Source organism: Hydrotalea sp., assembly GCF_049968455.1.
Lineage (GTDB): Bacteria > Bacteroidota > Bacteroidia > Chitinophagales > Chitinophagaceae > Hydrotalea.
Genome location: NZ_JBMFQT010000001.1, coordinates 55282 through 73795, shown reverse-complemented (window position 1 = coordinate 73795; position 18514 = coordinate 55282). Strand labels below are relative to the sequence as shown.

At 34.8% G+C, this 18514-nt stretch carries 19 protein-coding genes; 13 read left to right on the top strand and 6 right to left on the bottom strand.

What is annotated here, in order from left to right:
* Positions 1 to 38: 38 nt before the first annotated feature.
* Positions 39 to 1763: a dipeptide ABC transporter ATP-binding protein gene (locus tag ACP5P5_RS00355; RefSeq protein WP_428284135.1), complete on the bottom strand. Its 1725-nt coding sequence runs from the start codon at positions 1761 to 1763 to the stop codon at positions 39 to 41.
* Positions 1764 to 1916: 153 nt separating this feature from the next.
* Between ACP5P5_RS00355 and ccsA the strand changes: the two genes are divergently transcribed.
* The 4 genes from ccsA (at position 1917) to ACP5P5_RS00335 (ending at position 5971) form a co-directional block, all read left to right on the top strand.
* Positions 1917 to 2594, top strand: coding sequence for a cytochrome c biogenesis protein CcsA (gene ccsA, locus ACP5P5_RS00350; protein ID WP_428284134.1), 678 nt, complete (start codon positions 1917 to 1919; stop codon positions 2592 to 2594).
* A gap of 41 nt (positions 2595 to 2635) precedes the next feature.
* Positions 2636 to 2812 (top strand): CcmD family protein, encoded by a 177-nt coding sequence (locus ACP5P5_RS00345; protein ID WP_428284133.1) that lies wholly within the window; start codon positions 2636 to 2638, stop codon positions 2810 to 2812.
* A 76-nt stretch (positions 2813 to 2888) separates the two neighbouring features.
* Positions 2889 to 4307 (top strand): Glu/Leu/Phe/Val family dehydrogenase, encoded by a 1419-nt coding sequence (locus ACP5P5_RS00340; protein WP_428284132.1) that lies wholly within the window; start codon positions 2889 to 2891, stop codon positions 4305 to 4307.
* A gap of 179 nt (positions 4308 to 4486) precedes the next feature.
* Positions 4487 to 5971: a hypothetical protein gene (locus tag ACP5P5_RS00335; RefSeq protein ID WP_428284131.1), complete on the top strand. Its 1485-nt coding sequence runs from the start codon at positions 4487 to 4489 to the stop codon at positions 5969 to 5971.
* A gap of 4 nt (positions 5972 to 5975) precedes the next feature.
* Here ACP5P5_RS00335 and ACP5P5_RS00330 read toward each other — a convergent pair whose 3' ends face one another.
* The gene (locus ACP5P5_RS00330; RefSeq protein ID WP_428284130.1) at positions 5976 to 6404 is read right to left on the bottom strand and encodes a type I restriction enzyme HsdR N-terminal domain-containing protein; all 429 of its coding nucleotides are present in this window, start codon (positions 6402 to 6404) and stop codon (positions 5976 to 5978) included.
* A gap of 183 nt (positions 6405 to 6587) precedes the next feature.
* Between ACP5P5_RS00330 and ACP5P5_RS00325 the strand changes: the two genes are divergently transcribed.
* Complete coding sequence (locus ACP5P5_RS00325; protein ID WP_428284129.1) at positions 6588 to 7358, top strand: AMP nucleosidase; 771 nt, start codon at positions 6588 to 6590, stop codon at positions 7356 to 7358.
* On the opposite strand, the gene ACP5P5_RS00320 is transcribed toward ACP5P5_RS00325, so the two are convergent.
* Complete coding sequence (locus tag ACP5P5_RS00320) at positions 7355 to 8011, bottom strand: heme exporter protein CcmB (protein ID WP_428284128.1); 657 nt, start codon at positions 8009 to 8011, stop codon at positions 7355 to 7357. The genes ACP5P5_RS00325 and ACP5P5_RS00320 overlap by 4 nt on opposite strands.
* Positions 8011 to 8580, bottom strand: a complete 570-nt coding sequence (locus tag ACP5P5_RS00315) for a thymidine kinase (RefSeq protein WP_428284127.1) — start codon at positions 8578 to 8580, stop codon at positions 8011 to 8013. Before ACP5P5_RS00315 ends, ACP5P5_RS00320 begins: the two co-directional genes overlap by 1 nt.
* 72 nt (positions 8581 to 8652) lie before the next feature.
* Between ACP5P5_RS00315 and ACP5P5_RS00310 the strand changes: the two genes are divergently transcribed.
* Positions 8653 to 9279, top strand: coding sequence for a hypothetical protein (locus tag ACP5P5_RS00310; RefSeq protein WP_428284126.1), 627 nt, complete (start codon positions 8653 to 8655; stop codon positions 9277 to 9279).
* On the opposite strand, the gene ACP5P5_RS00305 is transcribed toward ACP5P5_RS00310, so the two are convergent.
* On the bottom strand, positions 9252 to 10514 hold the full coding sequence (locus ACP5P5_RS00305; protein ID WP_428284125.1) for a 3-deoxy-D-manno-octulosonic acid transferase: 1263 nt from the start codon (positions 10512 to 10514) through the stop codon (positions 9252 to 9254). The two genes, ACP5P5_RS00310 and ACP5P5_RS00305, sit on opposite strands and share 28 nt — an antisense overlap.
* Positions 10515 to 10629: 115 nt before the next feature.
* Between ACP5P5_RS00305 and ACP5P5_RS00300 the strand changes: the two genes are divergently transcribed.
* From ACP5P5_RS00300 to ACP5P5_RS00270, 7 genes are all read left to right on the top strand, one after another.
* Positions 10630 to 11766 carry a DegT/DnrJ/EryC1/StrS family aminotransferase gene (locus tag ACP5P5_RS00300; protein ID WP_428284124.1) on the top strand — a complete coding sequence of 379 codons (1137 nt, stop codon included), beginning with the start codon at positions 10630 to 10632 and terminating at the stop codon, positions 11764 to 11766.
* Complete coding sequence (locus ACP5P5_RS00295) at positions 11763 to 13070, top strand: UDP-glucose dehydrogenase family protein (protein WP_428284123.1); 1308 nt, start codon at positions 11763 to 11765, stop codon at positions 13068 to 13070. The genes ACP5P5_RS00300 and ACP5P5_RS00295 overlap by 4 nt, the downstream gene beginning before the upstream one ends.
* A gap of 4 nt (positions 13071 to 13074) precedes the next feature.
* A complete protein-coding gene (locus ACP5P5_RS00290) occupies positions 13075 to 14055 on the top strand; it encodes a UDP-glucuronic acid decarboxylase family protein (protein WP_428284122.1) in 981 nt (326 codons plus the stop codon).
* A gap of 19 nt (positions 14056 to 14074) precedes the next feature.
* On the top strand, positions 14075 to 15349 hold the full coding sequence (locus ACP5P5_RS00285) for a nucleotide sugar dehydrogenase (RefSeq protein ID WP_428284121.1): 1275 nt from the start codon (positions 14075 to 14077) through the stop codon (positions 15347 to 15349).
* Between the two features lie 9 nt (positions 15350 to 15358).
* The gene (gene rfbD / locus ACP5P5_RS00280) at positions 15359 to 16243 is read left to right on the top strand and encodes a dTDP-4-dehydrorhamnose reductase (RefSeq protein ID WP_428284120.1); all 885 of its coding nucleotides are present in this window, start codon (positions 15359 to 15361) and stop codon (positions 16241 to 16243) included.
* A 90-nt stretch (positions 16244 to 16333) separates the two neighbouring features.
* A complete protein-coding gene (locus ACP5P5_RS00275; RefSeq protein WP_428284119.1) occupies positions 16334 to 16798 on the top strand; it encodes a redoxin domain-containing protein in 465 nt (154 codons plus the stop codon).
* Positions 16799 to 16965: 167 nt separating this feature from the next.
* Positions 16966 to 17313, top strand: coding sequence for a T9SS type A sorting domain-containing protein (locus tag ACP5P5_RS00270; protein ID WP_428284118.1), 348 nt, complete (start codon positions 16966 to 16968; stop codon positions 17311 to 17313).
* A gap of 11 nt (positions 17314 to 17324) precedes the next feature.
* Here ACP5P5_RS00270 and ACP5P5_RS00265 read toward each other — a convergent pair whose 3' ends face one another.
* Positions 17325 to 18503 carry a class I SAM-dependent rRNA methyltransferase gene (locus tag ACP5P5_RS00265; protein ID WP_428284117.1) on the bottom strand — a complete coding sequence of 393 codons (1179 nt, stop codon included), beginning with the start codon at positions 18501 to 18503 and terminating at the stop codon, positions 17325 to 17327.
* Positions 18504 to 18514 lie beyond the last annotated feature (11 nt).

Below are 18514 nucleotides of genomic sequence, written 5' to 3'. Positions count from 1 at the left end.
CGGTTATTACAAAACGAATGTATAACTAATAGAATATTTTATAATATGGCATTTATCAATTCTTGGGTGTATGTACTGTTGGAGTTTTGAAATATCTGTTCAGGCGTACCCATAGCTTCAATTTTGCCTTGGTACATAATCATAATTTTATCACATAAATATTGTAAAACTCCCAAATCGTGTGAAATGAAAATTGCACTGAACCGGAATGAATGTTTTAATTCATTAATTAAATTTAAAATTTGGGCTTGAACACTTACATCCAAGGCTGCTACGCTTTCATCAAAAATGATGAATTCGGGTCTTACCGCTAAAGCCCTGGCTATTACTACTCTTTGCCGTTGCCCACCACTGAGTTCCCTGGGATATTTATGAAAATATTGTGCCGGCAATTTTACTTTTTCCATTAGTTGTAAAACCTGCTTTTTGCGCTCTTCAGCCGAATGGTATAATTGATAAACCTTCATGGGTTCGGCAATGGCTGCACCAATGGTTTGCCGTGGGTTTAAAGCAGCATATGGATCTTGGAACACCATTTGTATAGCTTGTTTTGTAAGCTTAGTAATGGGTGCGTTTTTGAAATAAATAGATCCGTTTGTTAAGGGTACAATTTGCATAATGGCTTTAGCTAAAGTGCTTTTACCACACCCGCTTTCACCGGCTATACCAAAAATTTCGCCTTGCAGCACTTCCATTGAAATTTGTTTTACAACTTCTTTGGTAGCAAAAGGTTTTCCACGCCAATTTTTCTTTAATACATAACTTACGCTAACGTTATTTAATTGAAGAATAGTTTGTTTTTCATTGTTTTCGATTATTGGATGATAGGGGCTTGTAATTGTTGGTTTATTTATTTGTTTTTTTTCTATTATTTCTCCGGTAGGTAATTCTTCTATAAAATCCTGTACCAATGGCAAAATTTCATTGTGTCTATAATTGGAAGGACGGCATGCCAATAAGGCCTTGGTGTAAGGATGTTGCGGGTTATTAAATATTTGTTGGGTGGTGTTGCATTCTACAAAATGGCCTTTATACATTACCATAATTTTATGGGCATACTGCTTTACAACTCCTAAATCGTGGCTAATGAATAATATTCCGATGTTTTGCCTTTTTTGCAGTTGCTGCAATAAATCGAGCAGTTTTTTTTGTACTGTTCCATCCAAAGCAGTGGTTGGTTCATCACAAATTAATAAATCGGGTTGGCAACTCATGGCCATAGCAAGCATTACCCTTTGCTTTTGGCCACCACTTAATTGGTGAGGGAATTTTCTGAAAATGCTTTCAGGATCTTTTAATTCAACTTGTTGCAACAATTGTATTGCTTTTTGTTGCGCTTTTTTTGAAGATATGGTTACATGCGTTTGTAACGCTTCTACAATTTGAGCGCCGCAAGTCATTAAAGGGTTTAATGATGACATTGGTTCCTGAAATACCATACCTATTTTATTACCTCTTATTGAACGTAATTGCTTGTTAGAAACTTTTAGTAAATCAATAGTTTCGTTATTCACGTTTAAAAAAATGTGACCATTTTTATAATGAACCTGCGAGCCGCTTATTAATTGTAGAACTGATAAGGCGGTAACCGATTTCCCGCTACCGCTTTCGCCAACAATGGCTACCCATTCCCCTTTTTGTACGGTTAAACTAACATTTTTTATAGCTGCAGTTGATTGGTGATAATGTACAAAATCAACCGAAAGTTGGTCTATATTTAATAATGGGTTGAACATTACGCTAATTAAACCATTTTTTTGCATACAATTTCTAAAAATTTGCAATATTGTTTAAATAGTGTTTATGCAAAATGCAGGTAGGTTAATGTTTGCGTAAATTTTAAATTTGTTGTGCTATAGTTGGATGGCAAAGCACTAATTTTGCTGAACTAAATTTGTTGGCATAGCCCATTTATTATGATTAAGTTAGCCTGGTGGAAGATATTAAGTTTTGTTTTGTTAATGTACACTTGTACTATGGGTTTTTTGGTAAAAGTGCCTACACCACCGGGTGTTCCTTTGCAACAAAGTATCCGTAATTTATTTTTCCATGTACCCATGTGGTTTGGAATGAACATTTTGTTTTTAGTGTCATTCATTTATGCTATTAAATATTTGCGTAATCCCTTAAAGAAATATGATGCCTATTCACTAGAATTTGCCCGAACAGGTATTATTTTCGGCGTATTAGGTTTAATTACAGGTGCTATTTGGGCTAAATACCAGTGGGGAGCTGCATGGAGTGGCGATGCAAAACAAAATGGTGCGGCTATTGCCCTGTTAATTTATTTGGCTTATTTTGTTTTAAGGGGCTCTTTAAATGACGAAGAGAAGAAAGCTAGGGTGGGTGGCGTATATAATATTTTTGCATTCTTCATGTTGTACCCATCTATTTGGATTTTACCAAGATTAGTAGAAAGTTTGCATCCGGGTGGGTTAGGAAGTGATGGGAATCCTGCTTTAAATGGAAACGATTTAGATGCTTCCATGCGTATAGTATTTTGGCCCGCAGTTTTTGGTTGGACCTTATTAGGCGTTTGGATTACTACTTTACGTATACGCCTTTACTTTATTAAAGAAAAAGCATACAACTAATGATACAAAAAACAAAATTTTGGCTACTCACTTTCACATTTATGCTAATTAACTATGTTGTATTAGCACAAACCAATGTACCCGATGATGGTAGCTTAATGAAAAGCAATGGTAAGATTTATGTGGTAATGGCAGTTGTAATAGTTATTGTTTTGGGTTTGTTTATTTACCTTATAGCTCTCGATAGAAAATTACGTCGCATAGAAAAGGATAAATGATATTAAAAAAATAAATTACTTCATATTTGTTTTTTTAAAATAAAAAATCGATATATTAAAATTAAAACGATTGATTATGTCAAATGAACAGTACAGCTTTTTTCATAACGTTGAACGCAGTTTTGATAAAGCAGCAAAATTTACCAAATGGGACAAAGGTTTATTAGAACAAATTAAAGCCTGTAACAGTGTTTACAGAATGCGTTTCCCCGTAAAAATGGATGATGGTAGGATTGAAGTAGTTGAAGCATATCGTGTACAACACAGCCAACACAAAACTCCTTGTAAAGGTGGTATTCGTTTTAGTGATGCTGTTGATCAAGATGAGGTTATGGCTTTGGCAAGTTTAATGACTTATAAATGTGCTATTGTGAATGTACCTTTCGGTGGTGCAAAAGGTGGTATTAAAATTAATCCACGTAATTATAGTGCATATGAATTAGAAAAAATTACGCGCCGTTATACCAGTGAATTAGTTAAGAAAAATTTTATTGGTCCAGGTATTGACGTTCCGGCACCTGATTATGGAACCGGTGAAAGAGAAATGGCATGGATAGTTGATACTTATGCTTCATTAAAACCCGGTGAATTAGATGCTGCCGGTTGTGTAACCGGAAAGCCAGTGTCACAAGGTGGTGTTAGAGGAAGAAAAGAAGCTACCGGTTTAGGCGTTTTCTATGGTGTTCGCGAAGTATGCAACATGGCCGACAGAATGAAAAAGTTAGGATTAACGCCGGGCGTTGAGGGTAAAAAAGTAATTGTACAGGGATTAGGTAATGTGGGTTTCCATTCTGCCAAATTCTTCAGAGAACATGGCTCAATAGTAATTGCCATTGCTGAATATGAAGGTGCTATTTATAATGCAAATGGTTTGAATGAAGAAGAAGTTTTTCAACATAGAAAAGCAACCGGTTCAATTTTAAACTTCCCCGGTGCTACCAATATAACCAATAGCAAAGAAGCATTAGAAATGGAATGCGATATTTTAATTCCTGCTGCATTAGAAAATGTAATTAATGAAACAAATGCGGATAGAATTAAAGCAAAAATTATTGGTGAAGCAGCTAATGGTCCTTTAACTCCTGAAGCTGATGCAATTCTAAACAAAAAAGGCGTTTTAATTGTACCCGACATGTATTTAAATGCCGGCGGTGTTACAGTGTCTTATTTTGAGTGGTTAAAGAATTTATCGCATGTACGTTATGGCCGGTTAGAAAAAAGGTTCACGGAGAATATGAATACACATATTTTGAGCCAAATGGAAAATTTAACCAGTAAAAATGTATCAGAAGCTGAAAGGAAATTCATTTTACATGGTCCTGAAGAAGTTGACTTGGTACATAGTGGATTAGAAGAAACCATGATTACTGCTACACAGGAAATCATGGAAATTTGGAATAATAATCCTGAAATACCCGACATGCGAACTGCCGCTTATGTTTGTGCTATTAACAAAGTGGCTACTTCTTATAATGAGTTAGGTATATTTCCATAGTAGTTACCAATACTTTATATATGAAAAGAGGCTGACTTCAAATTGTCAGCCTTTTTTTATTTTTTCTCAATACCTGCATTATGTTGATTGTAAAAAAACAATGTATACTTATCTAGACTATTCTTTCATTTATTTTTCAATTATAAATAGTTGTAAATTGATGAGAAATAATTTGTGCCATGTTAAAATATTTGCTGGTTTTATTTTTATTGCCCCTGTTTACTATGGCACAAACTCCAATTTGGGTCAATAAAATATTGAACAACAATCTTATTCGAGTACCCGTTTATTCAATAGATACTATAAGTACACATGTGTTGTATTTGTCAATGCCTTTTGGTCAATCCAATTTTTTGGATACTAATGGAGTTAGTCATTTACAAAATGCTGATATTCTATCTGTTGATTTGGTATTTACAGATTATCCTACATCCAATAATTTGTTTGCATTAAATGCTGCAAGGTTCAAATCTTTATTGCAATTAATTCCATTTATTCATAATCAAATTTTTACGCAATGGCGGGTAATTCGGCAAATGGATGGAAAGGATGCAGCAAGTGCCGCTTTACTAAGGCATGGGTTCGTTATTCATTATCGTAGTTGGGTTACTGCAGAAACCCGGAAGCAAGAATTAATGCAGATAAAACAAACAGCTACAACACTAAAAGCAGCAAAACAAACAGCTGCAATTGCTAAATCAATAACCACATCAGAACCCAATAGAAAACAACAAAAAATTAGGTATTGGGATGAAATTTATGGTTCAACGTCAAGTTCCTCAATTCCTACATTTTATATTAACAACAGACCTTTGTTGCAAGTCGCAGATACTCCATTTATTCACTTGAATGCTTCTGATTCCTCATTTAGTATTCCAACAAATATTGCCATTCAAAAACGAATATTAACTCGAAGACAATTGCAGCAATATCAAAAAGCTCAGCAATTGTATTGCTTAGTAGGACCCCCACGAAAATGGGAAGATGATGCACCCAAACGAACCAATACTTCTACCAATACTATTATCTCGTTACCTGATACTAGCTTATTACATAGTTTAAAAAATTTGCCTTGCAAAAATGTTTTGTTAATTGCAGATGTTACAGCAAGCATGTCATTATACACTATTCAATTGTTGCATTGGTTACAACAAATGGATAGTTTGCATTGCATATCCTCATTTGCTTGTTTCAATGATGGGGATGATATAGTTACAGAAAAAAAAGTGTTGGGTAATACTGGTGGAATTTATACTGATAAGTATACTAATATGGCAGCAGCTGCCGATCTAATGGAATTAGCCATGCAAAAGGGATCAGGTGGTGATACGCCTGAAAATGTTTGTGAAGCAATTATTAAAGCTATTGAAGCTTGTAACAGTTGTGAAGAGGTTTTTCTCATTGCTGATAATTGGGCACCTGTGCGTGATATAGTATTGGTGAATAAAATAAAGAAACCCATACAAATATTGGTATGCGGGGGACAAATAGGCGTACATCCAGATTATGTTACCATTGCAGCCAATACAGGTGGAAGTTTACATTTTCCGAATTTAGTGGTGAAAGATTTTAGTGCACTAAAAAATGGTGGTGTGCTTAAGATTCGGTCACTTCAATATAAACTTAATCAGAAAGGCATGGCTGAGGTGGTACCAAGCGAATAAGCAATTAATAGTTCGGTAACGCAGTTAAAGCAACAGCATTGAGTGTATCCCAACAAAAGGTTTCATTACCATTGGTTAATACCAAAAACTGTGTTTTCAAATTTTGTTGATAGCTTAAAATTTGATCAATGGTTTGGGTTGATAACTTTACTTCCATTTCTTTACACTCAACCAGCATCCAGGGTAAATTATTTTTATAAACAGCAATGTCAAAACGTTTTTTCTTATCGTTCAAATGAATTTGTTGTTCTACAGCTATAAGTGAAGCCGGATAATTTTTTTGATGCACTAAATAGTTCAAAAAATTTTGACGTACCCACTCCTCAGGTGTTAGTAAAATCCAACGTTTCCTGTAAGCATCAAAAATAAAAGTTTTATCCTCTTTTTTTTTAATTTGAAAGTTGGGCGGTGGGTACTTAAGTTGAATTATCATGTGCAATACTTAAAAATTTCGCTAAAAGGAGTATAAATATAATGTGCTAATATTTTTTGTAAAAGAATAATATTATTTGCCAAAAACAATTACTTTTATCAGTTAAACTAGAATGGCTAGGTTGCATTTTAGTTTTTGTGGGAGAATAGCATTTTAGTTAACACATAGAATATTATAAAAGTTATGAAAACAAAAGCAGAAATTGTAAAAAACTGGTTGCCCCGTTATACAGGCGAAAAATTAGAAAACTTTGGGGAATACATTCTATTAACCAACTTTAGTAATTATGTTGAAAAATTTGCCGAATGGAATAATGTAGAAGTTGTAGGTAGAGATCGCTCATTCACTTGTGCTACTGCTAATGATATAACTATTATTAATTTTGGCATGGGAAGCCCCGGTGCAGCAACGGTAATGGATTTACTTTCTGCCATTGAACCTAAAGCAGTTTTATTTTTAGGAAAGTGCGGTGGGTTAAAAAAGCGTAATAAAATTGGCGATTTAATTTTACCAATTGCTGCTATACGAGGTGAGGGAACTTCAAACGATTATTTTCCTCCGGAAGTACCTGCATTGCCTGCATTCGCTTTGCAAAAAGCCATATCAACAACCATTCGCGATTATAAGGTTGATTATTGGACAGGTACTGTTTACACTACCAACCGCAGGGTTTGGGAACACGATGATGCATTTAAAGAATATTTAACTAAGATTAGAGCTTATGCCATTGATATGGAAACTGCAACTATTTTTACTGTAGGTTTCTATAACCATATACCAACCGGTGCTTTGTTATTGGTAAGCGATTCGCCCATGATTCCGGAAGGGGTAAAAACTGAAGCAAGTGACAAAAAGGTAACCAGTAAGTTTGTAGATAGGCATATTAAAATTGGAATTGATTCCTTACTCCAATTAAAAAATAACGGATTAACAGTAAGGCATTTGCGTTTTTAATCTTTCCATAAAAAAGGGAATAAAATGTAGGCGAGAATAATTACCATGGCATCTAAACCAGCCATTAATGCAACCATTTGCCATAAACCACCTTGCACAACACTTGCAAATCCTATTGAAGAAATTTTTATTAAAAGTAGTAATTGTGGAATGATAATAGGGAAGCCCATAATAGCCATTAATGCAGCTTGTTGTTCTGCTTTTGCGGCAATAGCTGCCAAAAAAGTAAATACCAAGCTTAAACTAATACCCCCTAACATACTTATTCCAATAAAGGCAGTTGCATTGGCTAAAGGGTTTCCCAACAATACTGTAAATACTGCTAAGCTTAAAAGGCTCATTAACAGCATGAGCAGCGCATTGAAAATAAGCTTGGCAATAATAAAATCGCCGGCTCCGGCAATAGAATAAAAATAAAGCATTCTACCCCTGCTTTCTGCTAAAAAACTTTTAGCTACAGCATTAATGCAAATAAACAATTGAATAACCCAAAATAAGGCATTCCAAACCTTATCTTCGGGCTGCCCCATACTTAAATACACTACAAAAATTGTTGAGGCAACATATAAAAGAATACCATAAAAAGTGTATTGCTGCCTTGTTTCCAGCAAAATATCTTTTTTAATTAATGCAATTATATGTTGTTTATTCATTAAGGCTTAATTTGATGACATTTTCTGCAGCGAGGTTCATATATATCTTTTTCACCCAATAAAACTTGACCCATTTGTTCCGTTTTACGGTGTGATATGTTGGCAATATTACCACATACTACGCAAATGGCATGTAGCTTAGTTATATAGTCTGCTTTAGCCAATAAATTGGGCATTTGTCCAAATGGGTTACCTAAATAATCCATATCTAATCCGGCTACAATTACCCGTATGCCACGTAAAGCCAATTTTTCGCATACATCACTAATTTCATCATCAAAAAACTGAGCTTCATCAATACCTACCACATCAACATCTTGCGCCAATAATAAAATAGTTTGCGAGTTTTCAATAGGAGTTGAGGCAATAGCATTGGCATCGTGGCTAACTACATCTTGTGCATCATAGCGTGTATCAATGGCGGGTTTAAAAATTTCAACTTTTAAATTGGCTATTTTGGCTCTTTTCAAGCGTCTAATTAATTCTTCCGTTTTACCACTAAACATGCTGCCGCATATTACTTCTATCCAACCAATTTTATCGCCTTTAATATGTGGTTCTATAAACATTTTAATAAAGTGTTAATTGAAAAAAGCTTGCTAACTTAGCCATCATTTCAAACCTCAAATGTATTACATACTATGCAAACTGTAGATACTCTTCTTCATAAATTAAATGAACAAAGAGCCACAGGCGAACCCGTGGTTAATTTATTAACTACCGTTCAACAATTATGGACTGCCTTACAGGAAGAGATGACAACGGTTAAAACTGAACATGCTCTTGTTTCTGTAGTAATGCCTTTTCAAACGCCTATCACACAACAACAATCATCTCAATCCATAGAGCAAAAAGTTCATACAAATGTGATAACTGATGATAGTTTGAATAGTAATACTTTCATTGAAAGTAATGCAACAGGTGTAATAAAAGAAAAAATAGATATACCTAATGTTACAGAAAATGCAACAAGTTTAAATGATAAATTAAAACCACAACAAAAAGAATTGGCTACTACATTACAGGAAACACCGATTAAAGATTTACGAAAAGCAATTGGTATTAACGACCGTTATCTGTTTGTAAAAGAATTATTTAATGGCGATGAAAGCCTTTTTGAAAAAAGTATTAAAACAATTAATAATTTTTTACTTTACCCCGAAGCTGCTTTTTGGGTGCAAAAAGAATTACAACAAAAGTTAGGCTGGAAAGATGATAATGAAGTAGTAGCTGTTTTTAATCAATTGGTTAGGCGCAGATTTTCCTGAATATATTGAATGATGCCATATGTAGAACCTGCATGTTGCAGAACAAAATTGCCTGCATTGTTGCAAACATTACTATAGTAGGTTGCATCAGATAATAGTTTAATAAAAACTTTTTCTAAGTGAAGCGCATCTTCAATGCTAAAAGCACCACCCATTTCAATAAGCAATGCTGCTTCTAAAAATTTATCGTAAACAGGTCCAAAAACTACTGGCTTAAAATAAACAGCTGCTTCTAAAACATTGTGCACACCATCATCACCAAAGGCACCACCAACATAAGCAATAGTAGCATATCGATATAATTTGCTTAGCATGCCAATATTATCAATAATTAAAACATTTTTATTTTCTGCGGTAACACCCGCCAATAAATCTGAATAGCAAATATGATGCTTATATAAGTTTTTACATTCTGCAATTCTATCTTCATCAACCTCATGCGGTGCAATAATGAAAAACAATTCCTGATGGGTATTTGCAAAATGATCAAGTACCTCATCATCTTCAGTCCAAGTACTCCCCGCTACAATTACTTGCCGGTTATCAATCAGTTGTTCAATTAAGTTATTCTCGTAAAATTCTTTAGCAATGTGTATTACTCTATCAAAACGGGTATCACCAACAACACTTGTAATTTGTTGTAACCCAATTTTGGTTAGCAATTCATTCGACTGTTCATTTTGAACAAACAAGTGTTTAAAACAATGTAACATATAACGATGTAGTCCACCATACCATTTAAAAAAAGGTTGGTTGCTTCTAAAAATTCCTGAAACTAAAATAGCAGGTATATTTTTTTCGTGAATGCTTTTTAAATAGTAGTACCAAAATTCGTATTTCACAAAAACAACTAAAGAGGGCAGTACAATTGATAGCCATTTTTCGGCATTTTTACTGCTATCTATCGGTAAATAAAATACCCAATCGGCTATGCTGTCGTCTTTTTTGGCTTCATATCCCGATGGTGAAAAAAAAGAAACCAGAATTTTATAGTTTGGGAACTTCAATTTTAATTGTTCCATTAAAGGACGTCCTTGCTCAAACTCGCCAATGCTTGCACAATGAAACCAAATGATAGGCGCTTTGTTGCTATGTAAAGCCAAAGCTAATTTTTCAAAAATATCTTTTCTGCCCTTTAGCCACAAAGCAGCTTTTTTATTACCCCCTTTTATAATATGGGCAATAAGCACATAAAGTCTTAAAAAAAGGTTATAAAATAGTAATTGCCACTTCATTGTAACCACAAATAAACACTTTTATACAATTACCTGTACCACTTATGGCATGAAATATGTAAAACTGTTTTCAATTATGTTTTTGTTTTACTTTTGCCGCACTTAAATGAAGCCCATGAAGCCTATACAAATGGTAGATACCAAAGGCCAGTATCTGAAAATAAAGCAGGCCATACAACAAGGAATTGAGGAGGTTTTGGAAAGTGCTGCTTATATCAATGGTCCTGCAGTTCAAAGATTTACTCAATCACTCAATCAGTACATGGGTAGTAAACATACTATTCCTTGTGCTAATGGAACCGATGCTTTGCAAATTGCCCTTATGGCATTAGGGTTGCAGCCGGGCGATGAAGTAATTACCCCATCTTTTACATATATTGCTACTACCGAAGTAGTGGCCTTGTTGCGTTTAACACCCGTGTTTGTTGATGTAGATCCTGTTACATTTTGCATAGATCCTGAAGCTTTGCAAAAAGCAATTACACCCAAAACGAAAGCAATTGTGCCCGTTCACTTATATGGACAGGCAGCTAATATGGAAGCTATTATGGCTATTGCTAATGCACATAATATTTATGTAATTGAAGATAATGCACAAGCTATTGGTTGTGATTATACGTTTAGCAATGGCAAAACTGTTAAAACCGGCACCATCGGCCACATTGGTTGTACCTCATTTTACCCCAGTAAAAATTTAGGTGCTTATGGAGATGGAGGCGCTATTTTTACCAACGATGATGCCCTTGCTGAAAAAATTAAGATGATTGCTAATCATGGACAAAAAGAACGTTACTATCATGAAGTGGTAGGCTGTAATTCCAGATTAGATGCTATACAAGCAGCTATTTTAGATGTTAAATTGAAACATTTAGATGAGTATATTGCTGCTCGTAATGCGGCTGCAGCATTTTACAACAATGCCTTTGCCAATAATACTGCAATCACAATTCCGGGAGTGGCTAATTATACCAATCATGTGTATCATCAATATACTTTAGTATTGAACGGAATAAACCGCAATGCATTAAATACTTATTTGGCCGAGCAAAAAATTCCTTCAATGATTTATTATCCTGTACCGGGGCATAAACAAAAAATGTTTAGCACATTTGGTTTGCCTGAAGTGAATTTGCCTGTTACCGATTGGCTTACTGAAAGAGTTATTTCTTTACCCATGCACACAGAATTGGATAATGAACAATTAGAATATATTAGCTCACACGTTTTAAAATTCGTAAATAACAACATATGAAGATAGCAGTAGTTGGAACCGGATATGTAGGTTTAGTTTCCGGCACCTGTTTTGCCGAAACCGGTAATCATGTTACTTGTATTGATATTGATGAAAAAAAAGTAAAGAAGCTGGCATCGGGAACCATAACTATTTATGAACCCGGCTTGGAAAAAATATTTATTCGTAACTTAAATGAAAAGCGTTTAGATTTTACTACCAATTTAGCTGAAGGCATAAAAGATGCACAAATTATTTTTTTGGCTTTGCCTACACCGCCGGGTGAAGATGGTTCGGCCGATTTAAAATATGTGTTGGGTGTAGCAAGAGAGTTAGGCAAGTTATTAACTGATTATAAAGTAATTGTTGATAAAAGCACCGTGCCTGTAGGTACTGCCGAAAAAGTTCGGAATGCTATAGCTGAACATTACAAAGGTGAATTTGATGTAGTAAGCAATCCCGAATTCTTACGGGAAGGCGTTGCTGTTGATGATTTTATGAAACCCGATAGAGTAGTGATAGGAACTACCTCGGAAAGAGCACGTAAAATAATGGGTGAACTATACGCACCTTATGTGCGTCAGGGTAATCCCGTTATTTACATGGATGAAAAAAGTGCAGAATTAACCAAATATGCAGCCAATTCATTCTTGGCAACTAAAATATCATTTATGAATGAAATTGCACAGTTGTGCGAAAAATTGGGTGCTGATGTAGATATGGTTCGACGGGGTATTGGTAGCGATGAAAGAATTGGGAAACGATTTTTATTTCCCGGTATTGGTTATGGCGGAAGTTGTTTTCCTAAAGATGTTCAGGCTTTAATTAAATCGTCTGAACAAGTGCAGTATGATTTTAAAATTTTAAAAGCAGTTGAAACAGTTAACGAAAACCAGAAATTACATCTGTTACCTAAAATAAAGCATTACTTTAATAATCAACTAAAAGGTAAGCACTTCGCAATTTGGGGCTTGGCATTTAAACCCAATACCGATGATATACGCGAAGCTCCGGCTTTATACATTATTAAGGCATTATTAGCTGAAGGTGCAACTGTTACTGCATTCGATCCTGAAGCCATGAACAATGTAAAACAACAAATTGGTAATGTTATTGAATATGCTAATGATCAGTATAGTACTTTAAACAATGCCGATGCTTTAATTATTGCTACCGAATGGAATGAGTTTAGAACTCCTGATTTTGAGGTGATGGTTCAAAAAATGAAACATAAAGTTATATTTGATGGTAGAAACTTGTTTGAGGTAAAAGCTATGCAGGATAAAGGTTTTTATTACGAAAGTATTGGCCGCCCAAAAATGTAAATAAATGGAAAAAAAGCGCGTTTTAATTACCGGCGCAGCCGGATTCTTAGGTTCGCATTTATGCGATAGATTTATTAAAGAAGGTTATCATGTAATTGGAATGGATAACTTAATTACCGGCGATTTGCATAATATTGAACACCTTTTTAAATTGCCGGATTTCGAATTTTATCATCACGATGTTTCTAAATTTATACATGTTCCCGGTCGCTTAGATTATATTCTGCATTTTGCTTCACCGGCCAGCCCCATAGATTATTTAAAAATACCTATTCAAACACTGAAAGTAGGCTCATTAGGTACGCACAATTGTTTGGGATTAGCTAAAGAAAAGAAAGCACGCATGTTAATTGCTTCTACTTCTGAAGTTTACGGTGACCCATTGGTGCACCCACAAAACGAATCATATTGGGGTAATGTAAATCCTATTGGTCCAAGAGGTGTGTATGATGAAGCCAAACGTTTTCAAGAAGCTATTACAATGGCTTATCATACTTATCATGGGTTAGAAACCAGAATTGTACGCATATTTAATACTTATGGGCCTCGTATGCGATTGAATGACGGTAGAGCACTACCGGCATTTATTGGCCAAGCTTTGCGTGGCGAAGATTTAACAGTTTTTGGTGATGGTAGCCAAACGCGTTCTTTTTGCTATGTTGATGATTTAATTGAAGGAATTTATCGCTTGCTTTTAAGTGATTATCCTTATCCTGTAAATATTGGTAACCCTAATGAAATAAGTTTAAAGGATTTTGCTGAAGAAGTTTTAAAACTTACAGGTGCAAATGTGAAAATTATTTATAAGCCATTACCAGTTGATGATCCTAAACAACGACAACCTGATATTACCAAAGCTAAAGAAATATTAGGTTGGCAACCAACTATAGATAGGAGTGAAGGATTAAGAAGAACCTATGAATATTTTAAACAATTACCACAGGAAGAATTGTTTAAACAGCCGAAAGAATTTACACAGCATTAAATGCAAAATTCAATTGCGTATGCACTCTAACCCCATGGTGGCAATTATTGGTATGGGCTATGTCGGTCTTTCCTTGGCTTTGGCTTTCGCAAAAAAATTTAAAGTTGTTGGTTATGATATTGATGTAAATAAAATTCAATTACTGCAACAACACATTGATCCTAACCAAGAGTTTAACGCGGAATCATTTGAAGAATTAAACATAACTTTTTCGAATGATGAACAGTGCTTAAAAAACTGTTCATTTTATATTGTAGCGGTACCCACCCCCGTGAATGGAGAGCGAATTCCCAATTTAACACCTTTGCTTAAAGCTTGCCATACCTTGGGCAATGTTATTAGTAAAGGCGGTACCGTTGTATTTGAATCTACGGTTTATCCGGGCTGTACTGAAGAAGACTGTATTCCTGTTATTGAACAGAATAGCGGATTAAAAGCCGGCGAAGATTTTATGTACGGTTATTCCCCCGAACGGATTAATCCCGGCGATAAGCAACACACTTTGCAAAAAGTAATAAAAGTGGTAGCCGGATGTAATGAAACTGCTACAAAGCAAATTGCATCTTTATATGAGGCCATAATTGAAGCCGGTATTCATTTAGCACCTAATATTAAAACGGCTGAAGCTGCTAAAATTATTGAAAACACACAACGCGATTTAAACATAGGTTTAATGAACGAGTTGTCCATGATTTTTGATAAAATGGAATTAAAAACCCATGAAGTGTTAGCAGCTGCCGCAACAAAATGGAACTTTATGCCTTTTACACCAGGTTTGGTGGGTGGGCATTGTATTGGCGTTGACCCTTATTACTTAACTTATAAAGCTGCGAAGTTGGGCTACAACTCACAGATTATTACGGCTGCAAGAATGATTAATGATGGAATGGGAAAATACATTGCCGATAAAATTATTCAGCATTTAATTGTAGCGGTTGATGTTGTTAAGCAGGCTAAGGTTCTAATTATGGGTGCCACCTTTAAAGAAAATGTGGCCGATATTCGCAACGCAAAAATTGCTGATGTAGTAACAGCCTTGCAGCAACTTCAAATTCAAGTGCATGTTACTGATCCCAGGGCTAGCCATGAGGCATTGTTAAAAGAATATGGTTTCGGCTTGATTGATCAAATACAAAACAATTACGACATTGTGGTAATAGCCGTAGCGCATAATGAATATAAAGCATTGGATGATGCCTATTTTGCCCAAATAACTTTGCCGCATGCTTTAATTGTTGACGTGAAAGGAATTTATGCCAACAAAATATTTTCCAGAAAATACTGGACTTTATAAATTTTGAATATGGAATTACCTCTTATTTTAGTAACCGGTAAAAATGGTCAAGTAGGAACTGAATTACAGCATTTATCGAAAAAATTTGCCCAACACTTTCGCTTTGTTTTTTGCGATAAAGAAACACTTGACATTTCGAACGAAACTGAAGTGTTACAATTTTTTCAGCAATATAAACCTGCGTTTTGTATAAATTGTGCAGCATACACTGCCGTTGATAAAGCCGAAACTAATCAGCAACAAGCCTATGTCGTTAATGCTGATGCTGTTGGTTATTTAGCTAAAGCTTGTTCAAAGTATAATGCTGTATTAATTAGTTTCTCAACTGATTATGTGTTTGATGGTACGGCTACTCAACCTTATTTACCTGAAAGTCTAACCAATCCCATAAATTACTATGGTTATACAAAATATATGGGCGAAAAACTGGCGTTATCAAATTGCCCCAGTGCTATCATTATTAGAACATCATGGGTATACAGCAGCTTTGGTAACAACTTTGTGAAAACCATGATACGTCTAATGAAAGAAAAAAATGAGATTGGCGTTGTAAGCGATCAGTATGGAAGTCCAACTTACGCAGCTGACTTAGCCTTAGCAGTCATGAAAATAATAACAACAATTAGTACCCAATCTATGCAATCAGTACCTTACGGAATCTATCATTATGCTAATCAGGGTATAATTAGTTGGTATCAATTTGCTTTGGCCATACAACAAAAGATGCAGTTGTCGTGCAAAGTAAATGCTATCACAACAGCACAATTTCCAACTCCTGCCAAAAGGCCGGCATACAGTGGTTTAAATATCGAAAAAATTACGCAGGTATTTAGCATTCAGCCACCCGAATGGCAGCACAGTTTGGAGCAATGTTTGCAAAGACTAAAAAATTAATATTTCAATTACTTTATGTTGACTAGGCAACAAATTTAATTTTCGTGTGTTTTAATATAACTTCTACTTTTAAAACTTAAAACTTCATTTATGCAATTACATCCAGGTATGCCTGCTCCAGATTTTACTTTATATGATACGGAAAAAAATCAAGTTACATTAAGTTCATTCAAGGGTAAACAAGTTATAGTGCTATTTTTTCCAATGGCATTTACGGGAGTTTGTACTAAAGAATTATGTGCAGTACGCGATGGTATTGCTGTTTACAACAATGCAAATGCAGTTGTTTTAGGCATTTCAGTTGATTCGCCTTTTACCTTAGCTAAGTTTAAAGAAACTGAGAAATTGAATTTTCCTTTGTTAAGCGATTTTAATAAAGATGTTTCTACTGCCTATGGAGCAATATATGATAATTTTATTGGTTGGATGAAAGGCGTAAGCAAACGTGCTGCTTTTGTTATTGATGCTAATGGTATTATTCAATATGCCGAAGTATTAGAAAATGCCGGCGAGTTACCTAATTTTAACGCCATTCAACAAGTGTTGGCTGCATAATACTTTTAGATTATTTAATTGTATTTTAAGGGAGTAAGGCCTGTTATTGCTCCCTTATTTTTTCTACAAGCCTTCCTGAAAAGTTCATACAAATGTTGTAGTAATTATTAAGGCACTAAATTTATTCAAACCTAATTGCTAACTTAGCATTGTTTAAGTATGCCTGAATGATTAAACTTTACTTAATTTTTTTATGTGCCTTTAGTTTTTTTGTAGGATATGCTAATCCTGAAAAAAGCAGTTTTCCCGATGTTTTCGATCAGGTAAAAGTGGTGTCTGTGTATCCTAACCCCGCTACATCGTTTGTAAATTTTGAATTTGAAGCCAATCAAAATTATAAAAATTACACGCTATATATTTTTAGTTTCATTGGCAAAAAAATGAATGAGTATGCAGTAGATGGCAACAAAATAACTGTTCCTTTAGATGAGTATTACCGTGGTATGTATGTTTATCAATTACGCAATCAAAATGGCATGATTGTACAATCCGGGCGTTTTCAGGTTGTGAAATAATGGATTGGTTCCTATTTATCTCTTACCTCAACAATTAAAAATTTTAGGTATTCCGTATTTTCCAGTCCACGGATAATTGGGTGGTCATTCGATTGTGTTTGGAAAGTAACTTGCCTAATCTTTTTTCGAGCATCTTTTGCTGCCCATTCAATGGTTTGCAAAAACTGTTGTGCATTCACCAAATTGGTACAACTGCTTGTTACTAAAAAGCCACCATTCTCCACCAATTTCATTCCCCTTAAATTAATTTCTTTATAACCATTCAATGCATTTTGAATATTTTGGCGGCTCTTTGTAAAGGCCGGTGGATCTAACATTACCACATCAAATTTTTGATCCTCTTTGGCCCATTGCTTTAATACATCAAATGCATTGGCAACTTCAAAATGGCAAATGTTTTCTAAATGGTTAAGCGTGGCATTTCTTTTGGCTTGTTGTATAGCCGATTCACTAATATCAATTCCTTTTACTGAAGTTGCTCCATAGTGGGCAGCATGTATTTCAAATGTGCCGGTATAGGTAAATACACCTAATACTTTTGCTTGTTTTACTATGGGTGCTATGGCACTTCTATTGTGTTGTTGGTCTAAAAAATAGCCGGTTTTTTGCCCGTTTTCTATGTCAACATAAAATTGTAATCCGTTTTCTCGTATAATAATTTCAGTTTGAAAAGGTGCCGACAAAAAGCCTTTTTGTTGGGTTAATCCCTCTAATTCCCGAACCGGAACATCATTTCGCTCATAAATGCCTTTAGGTTTAAAAATTTTTTCCAACGCATCTACAATAGCAGTTTTCCAAATATCTATTCCTAATGCCAATGTTTGTATAACAAAATAATCGTTAAACTTATCAATAATAAGTGCGGGTAGCTCATCGGCTTCGCCAAATACCAATCTGCAATTTTCGTTATATCCTAGTTTCTGACGGTATTGCCAAGCATCCAAAATTTTTTTATAAAAAAAATGAGCATCAACTTGTTCTTTTTTTCTAGTTAATAAACGAATAGCAATTTGTGATTTAGGGTTAAAATAACCTATTCCAATCCATTTTTTATCAACCGTATAAACTTCAACTAAACTGCCTGCGGCAATGGCATCAAGGGGTATTGGTTGCAATTCATTGCCAAATATCCAAGGGTGGCCACCGGCAATTCTTTCATTCATTTTTTTGTTTAAAAAAACCTTCGTCATTTTGCAAAAGT

Bases quoted from the DNA above. Each gene is read 5' to 3' on its own strand.
- ACP5P5_RS00355 (WP_428284135.1), bottom strand. From the start codon at position 1,763: ATGCAAAAAAATGGTTTAATTAGCGTAATGTTCAACCCATTATTAAAT.
- ccsA (WP_428284134.1), top strand. From the start codon at position 1,917: ATGATTAAGTTAGCCTGGTGGAAGATATTAAGTTTTGTTTTGTTAATG.
- ACP5P5_RS00345 (WP_428284133.1), top strand. From the start codon at position 2,636: ATGCTAATTAACTATGTTGTATTAGCACAAACCAATGTACCCGATGAT.
- ACP5P5_RS00340 (WP_428284132.1), top strand. From the start codon at position 2,889: ATGTCAAATGAACAGTACAGCTTTTTTCATAACGTTGAACGCAGTTTT.
- ACP5P5_RS00335 (WP_428284131.1), top strand. From the start codon at position 4,487: ATGTTAAAATATTTGCTGGTTTTATTTTTATTGCCCCTGTTTACTATG.
- ACP5P5_RS00330 (WP_428284130.1), bottom strand. From the start codon at position 6,404: ATGATAATTCAACTTAAGTACCCACCGCCCAACTTTCAAATTAAAAAA.
- ACP5P5_RS00325 (WP_428284129.1), top strand. From the start codon at position 6,588: ATGAAAACAAAAGCAGAAATTGTAAAAAACTGGTTGCCCCGTTATACA.
- ACP5P5_RS00320 (WP_428284128.1), bottom strand. From the start codon at position 8,011: ATGAATAAACAACATATAATTGCATTAATTAAAAAAGATATTTTGCTG.
- ACP5P5_RS00315 (WP_428284127.1), bottom strand. From the start codon at position 8,580: ATGTTTATAGAACCACATATTAAAGGCGATAAAATTGGTTGGATAGAA.
- ACP5P5_RS00310 (WP_428284126.1), top strand. From the start codon at position 8,653: ATGCAAACTGTAGATACTCTTCTTCATAAATTAAATGAACAAAGAGCC.
- ACP5P5_RS00305 (WP_428284125.1), bottom strand. From the start codon at position 10,514: ATGAAGTGGCAATTACTATTTTATAACCTTTTTTTAAGACTTTATGTG.
- ACP5P5_RS00300 (WP_428284124.1), top strand. From the start codon at position 10,630: ATGAAGCCTATACAAATGGTAGATACCAAAGGCCAGTATCTGAAAATA.
- ACP5P5_RS00295 (WP_428284123.1), top strand. From the start codon at position 11,763: ATGAAGATAGCAGTAGTTGGAACCGGATATGTAGGTTTAGTTTCCGGC.
- ACP5P5_RS00290 (WP_428284122.1), top strand. From the start codon at position 13,075: ATGGAAAAAAAGCGCGTTTTAATTACCGGCGCAGCCGGATTCTTAGGT.
- ACP5P5_RS00285 (WP_428284121.1), top strand. From the start codon at position 14,075: ATGCACTCTAACCCCATGGTGGCAATTATTGGTATGGGCTATGTCGGT.
- rfbD (WP_428284120.1), top strand. From the start codon at position 15,359: ATGGAATTACCTCTTATTTTAGTAACCGGTAAAAATGGTCAAGTAGGA.
- ACP5P5_RS00275 (WP_428284119.1), top strand. From the start codon at position 16,334: ATGCAATTACATCCAGGTATGCCTGCTCCAGATTTTACTTTATATGAT.
- ACP5P5_RS00270 (WP_428284118.1), top strand. From the start codon at position 16,966: ATGATTAAACTTTACTTAATTTTTTTATGTGCCTTTAGTTTTTTTGTA.
- ACP5P5_RS00265 (WP_428284117.1), bottom strand. From the start codon at position 18,503: ATGACGAAGGTTTTTTTAAACAAAAAAATGAATGAAAGAATTGCCGGT.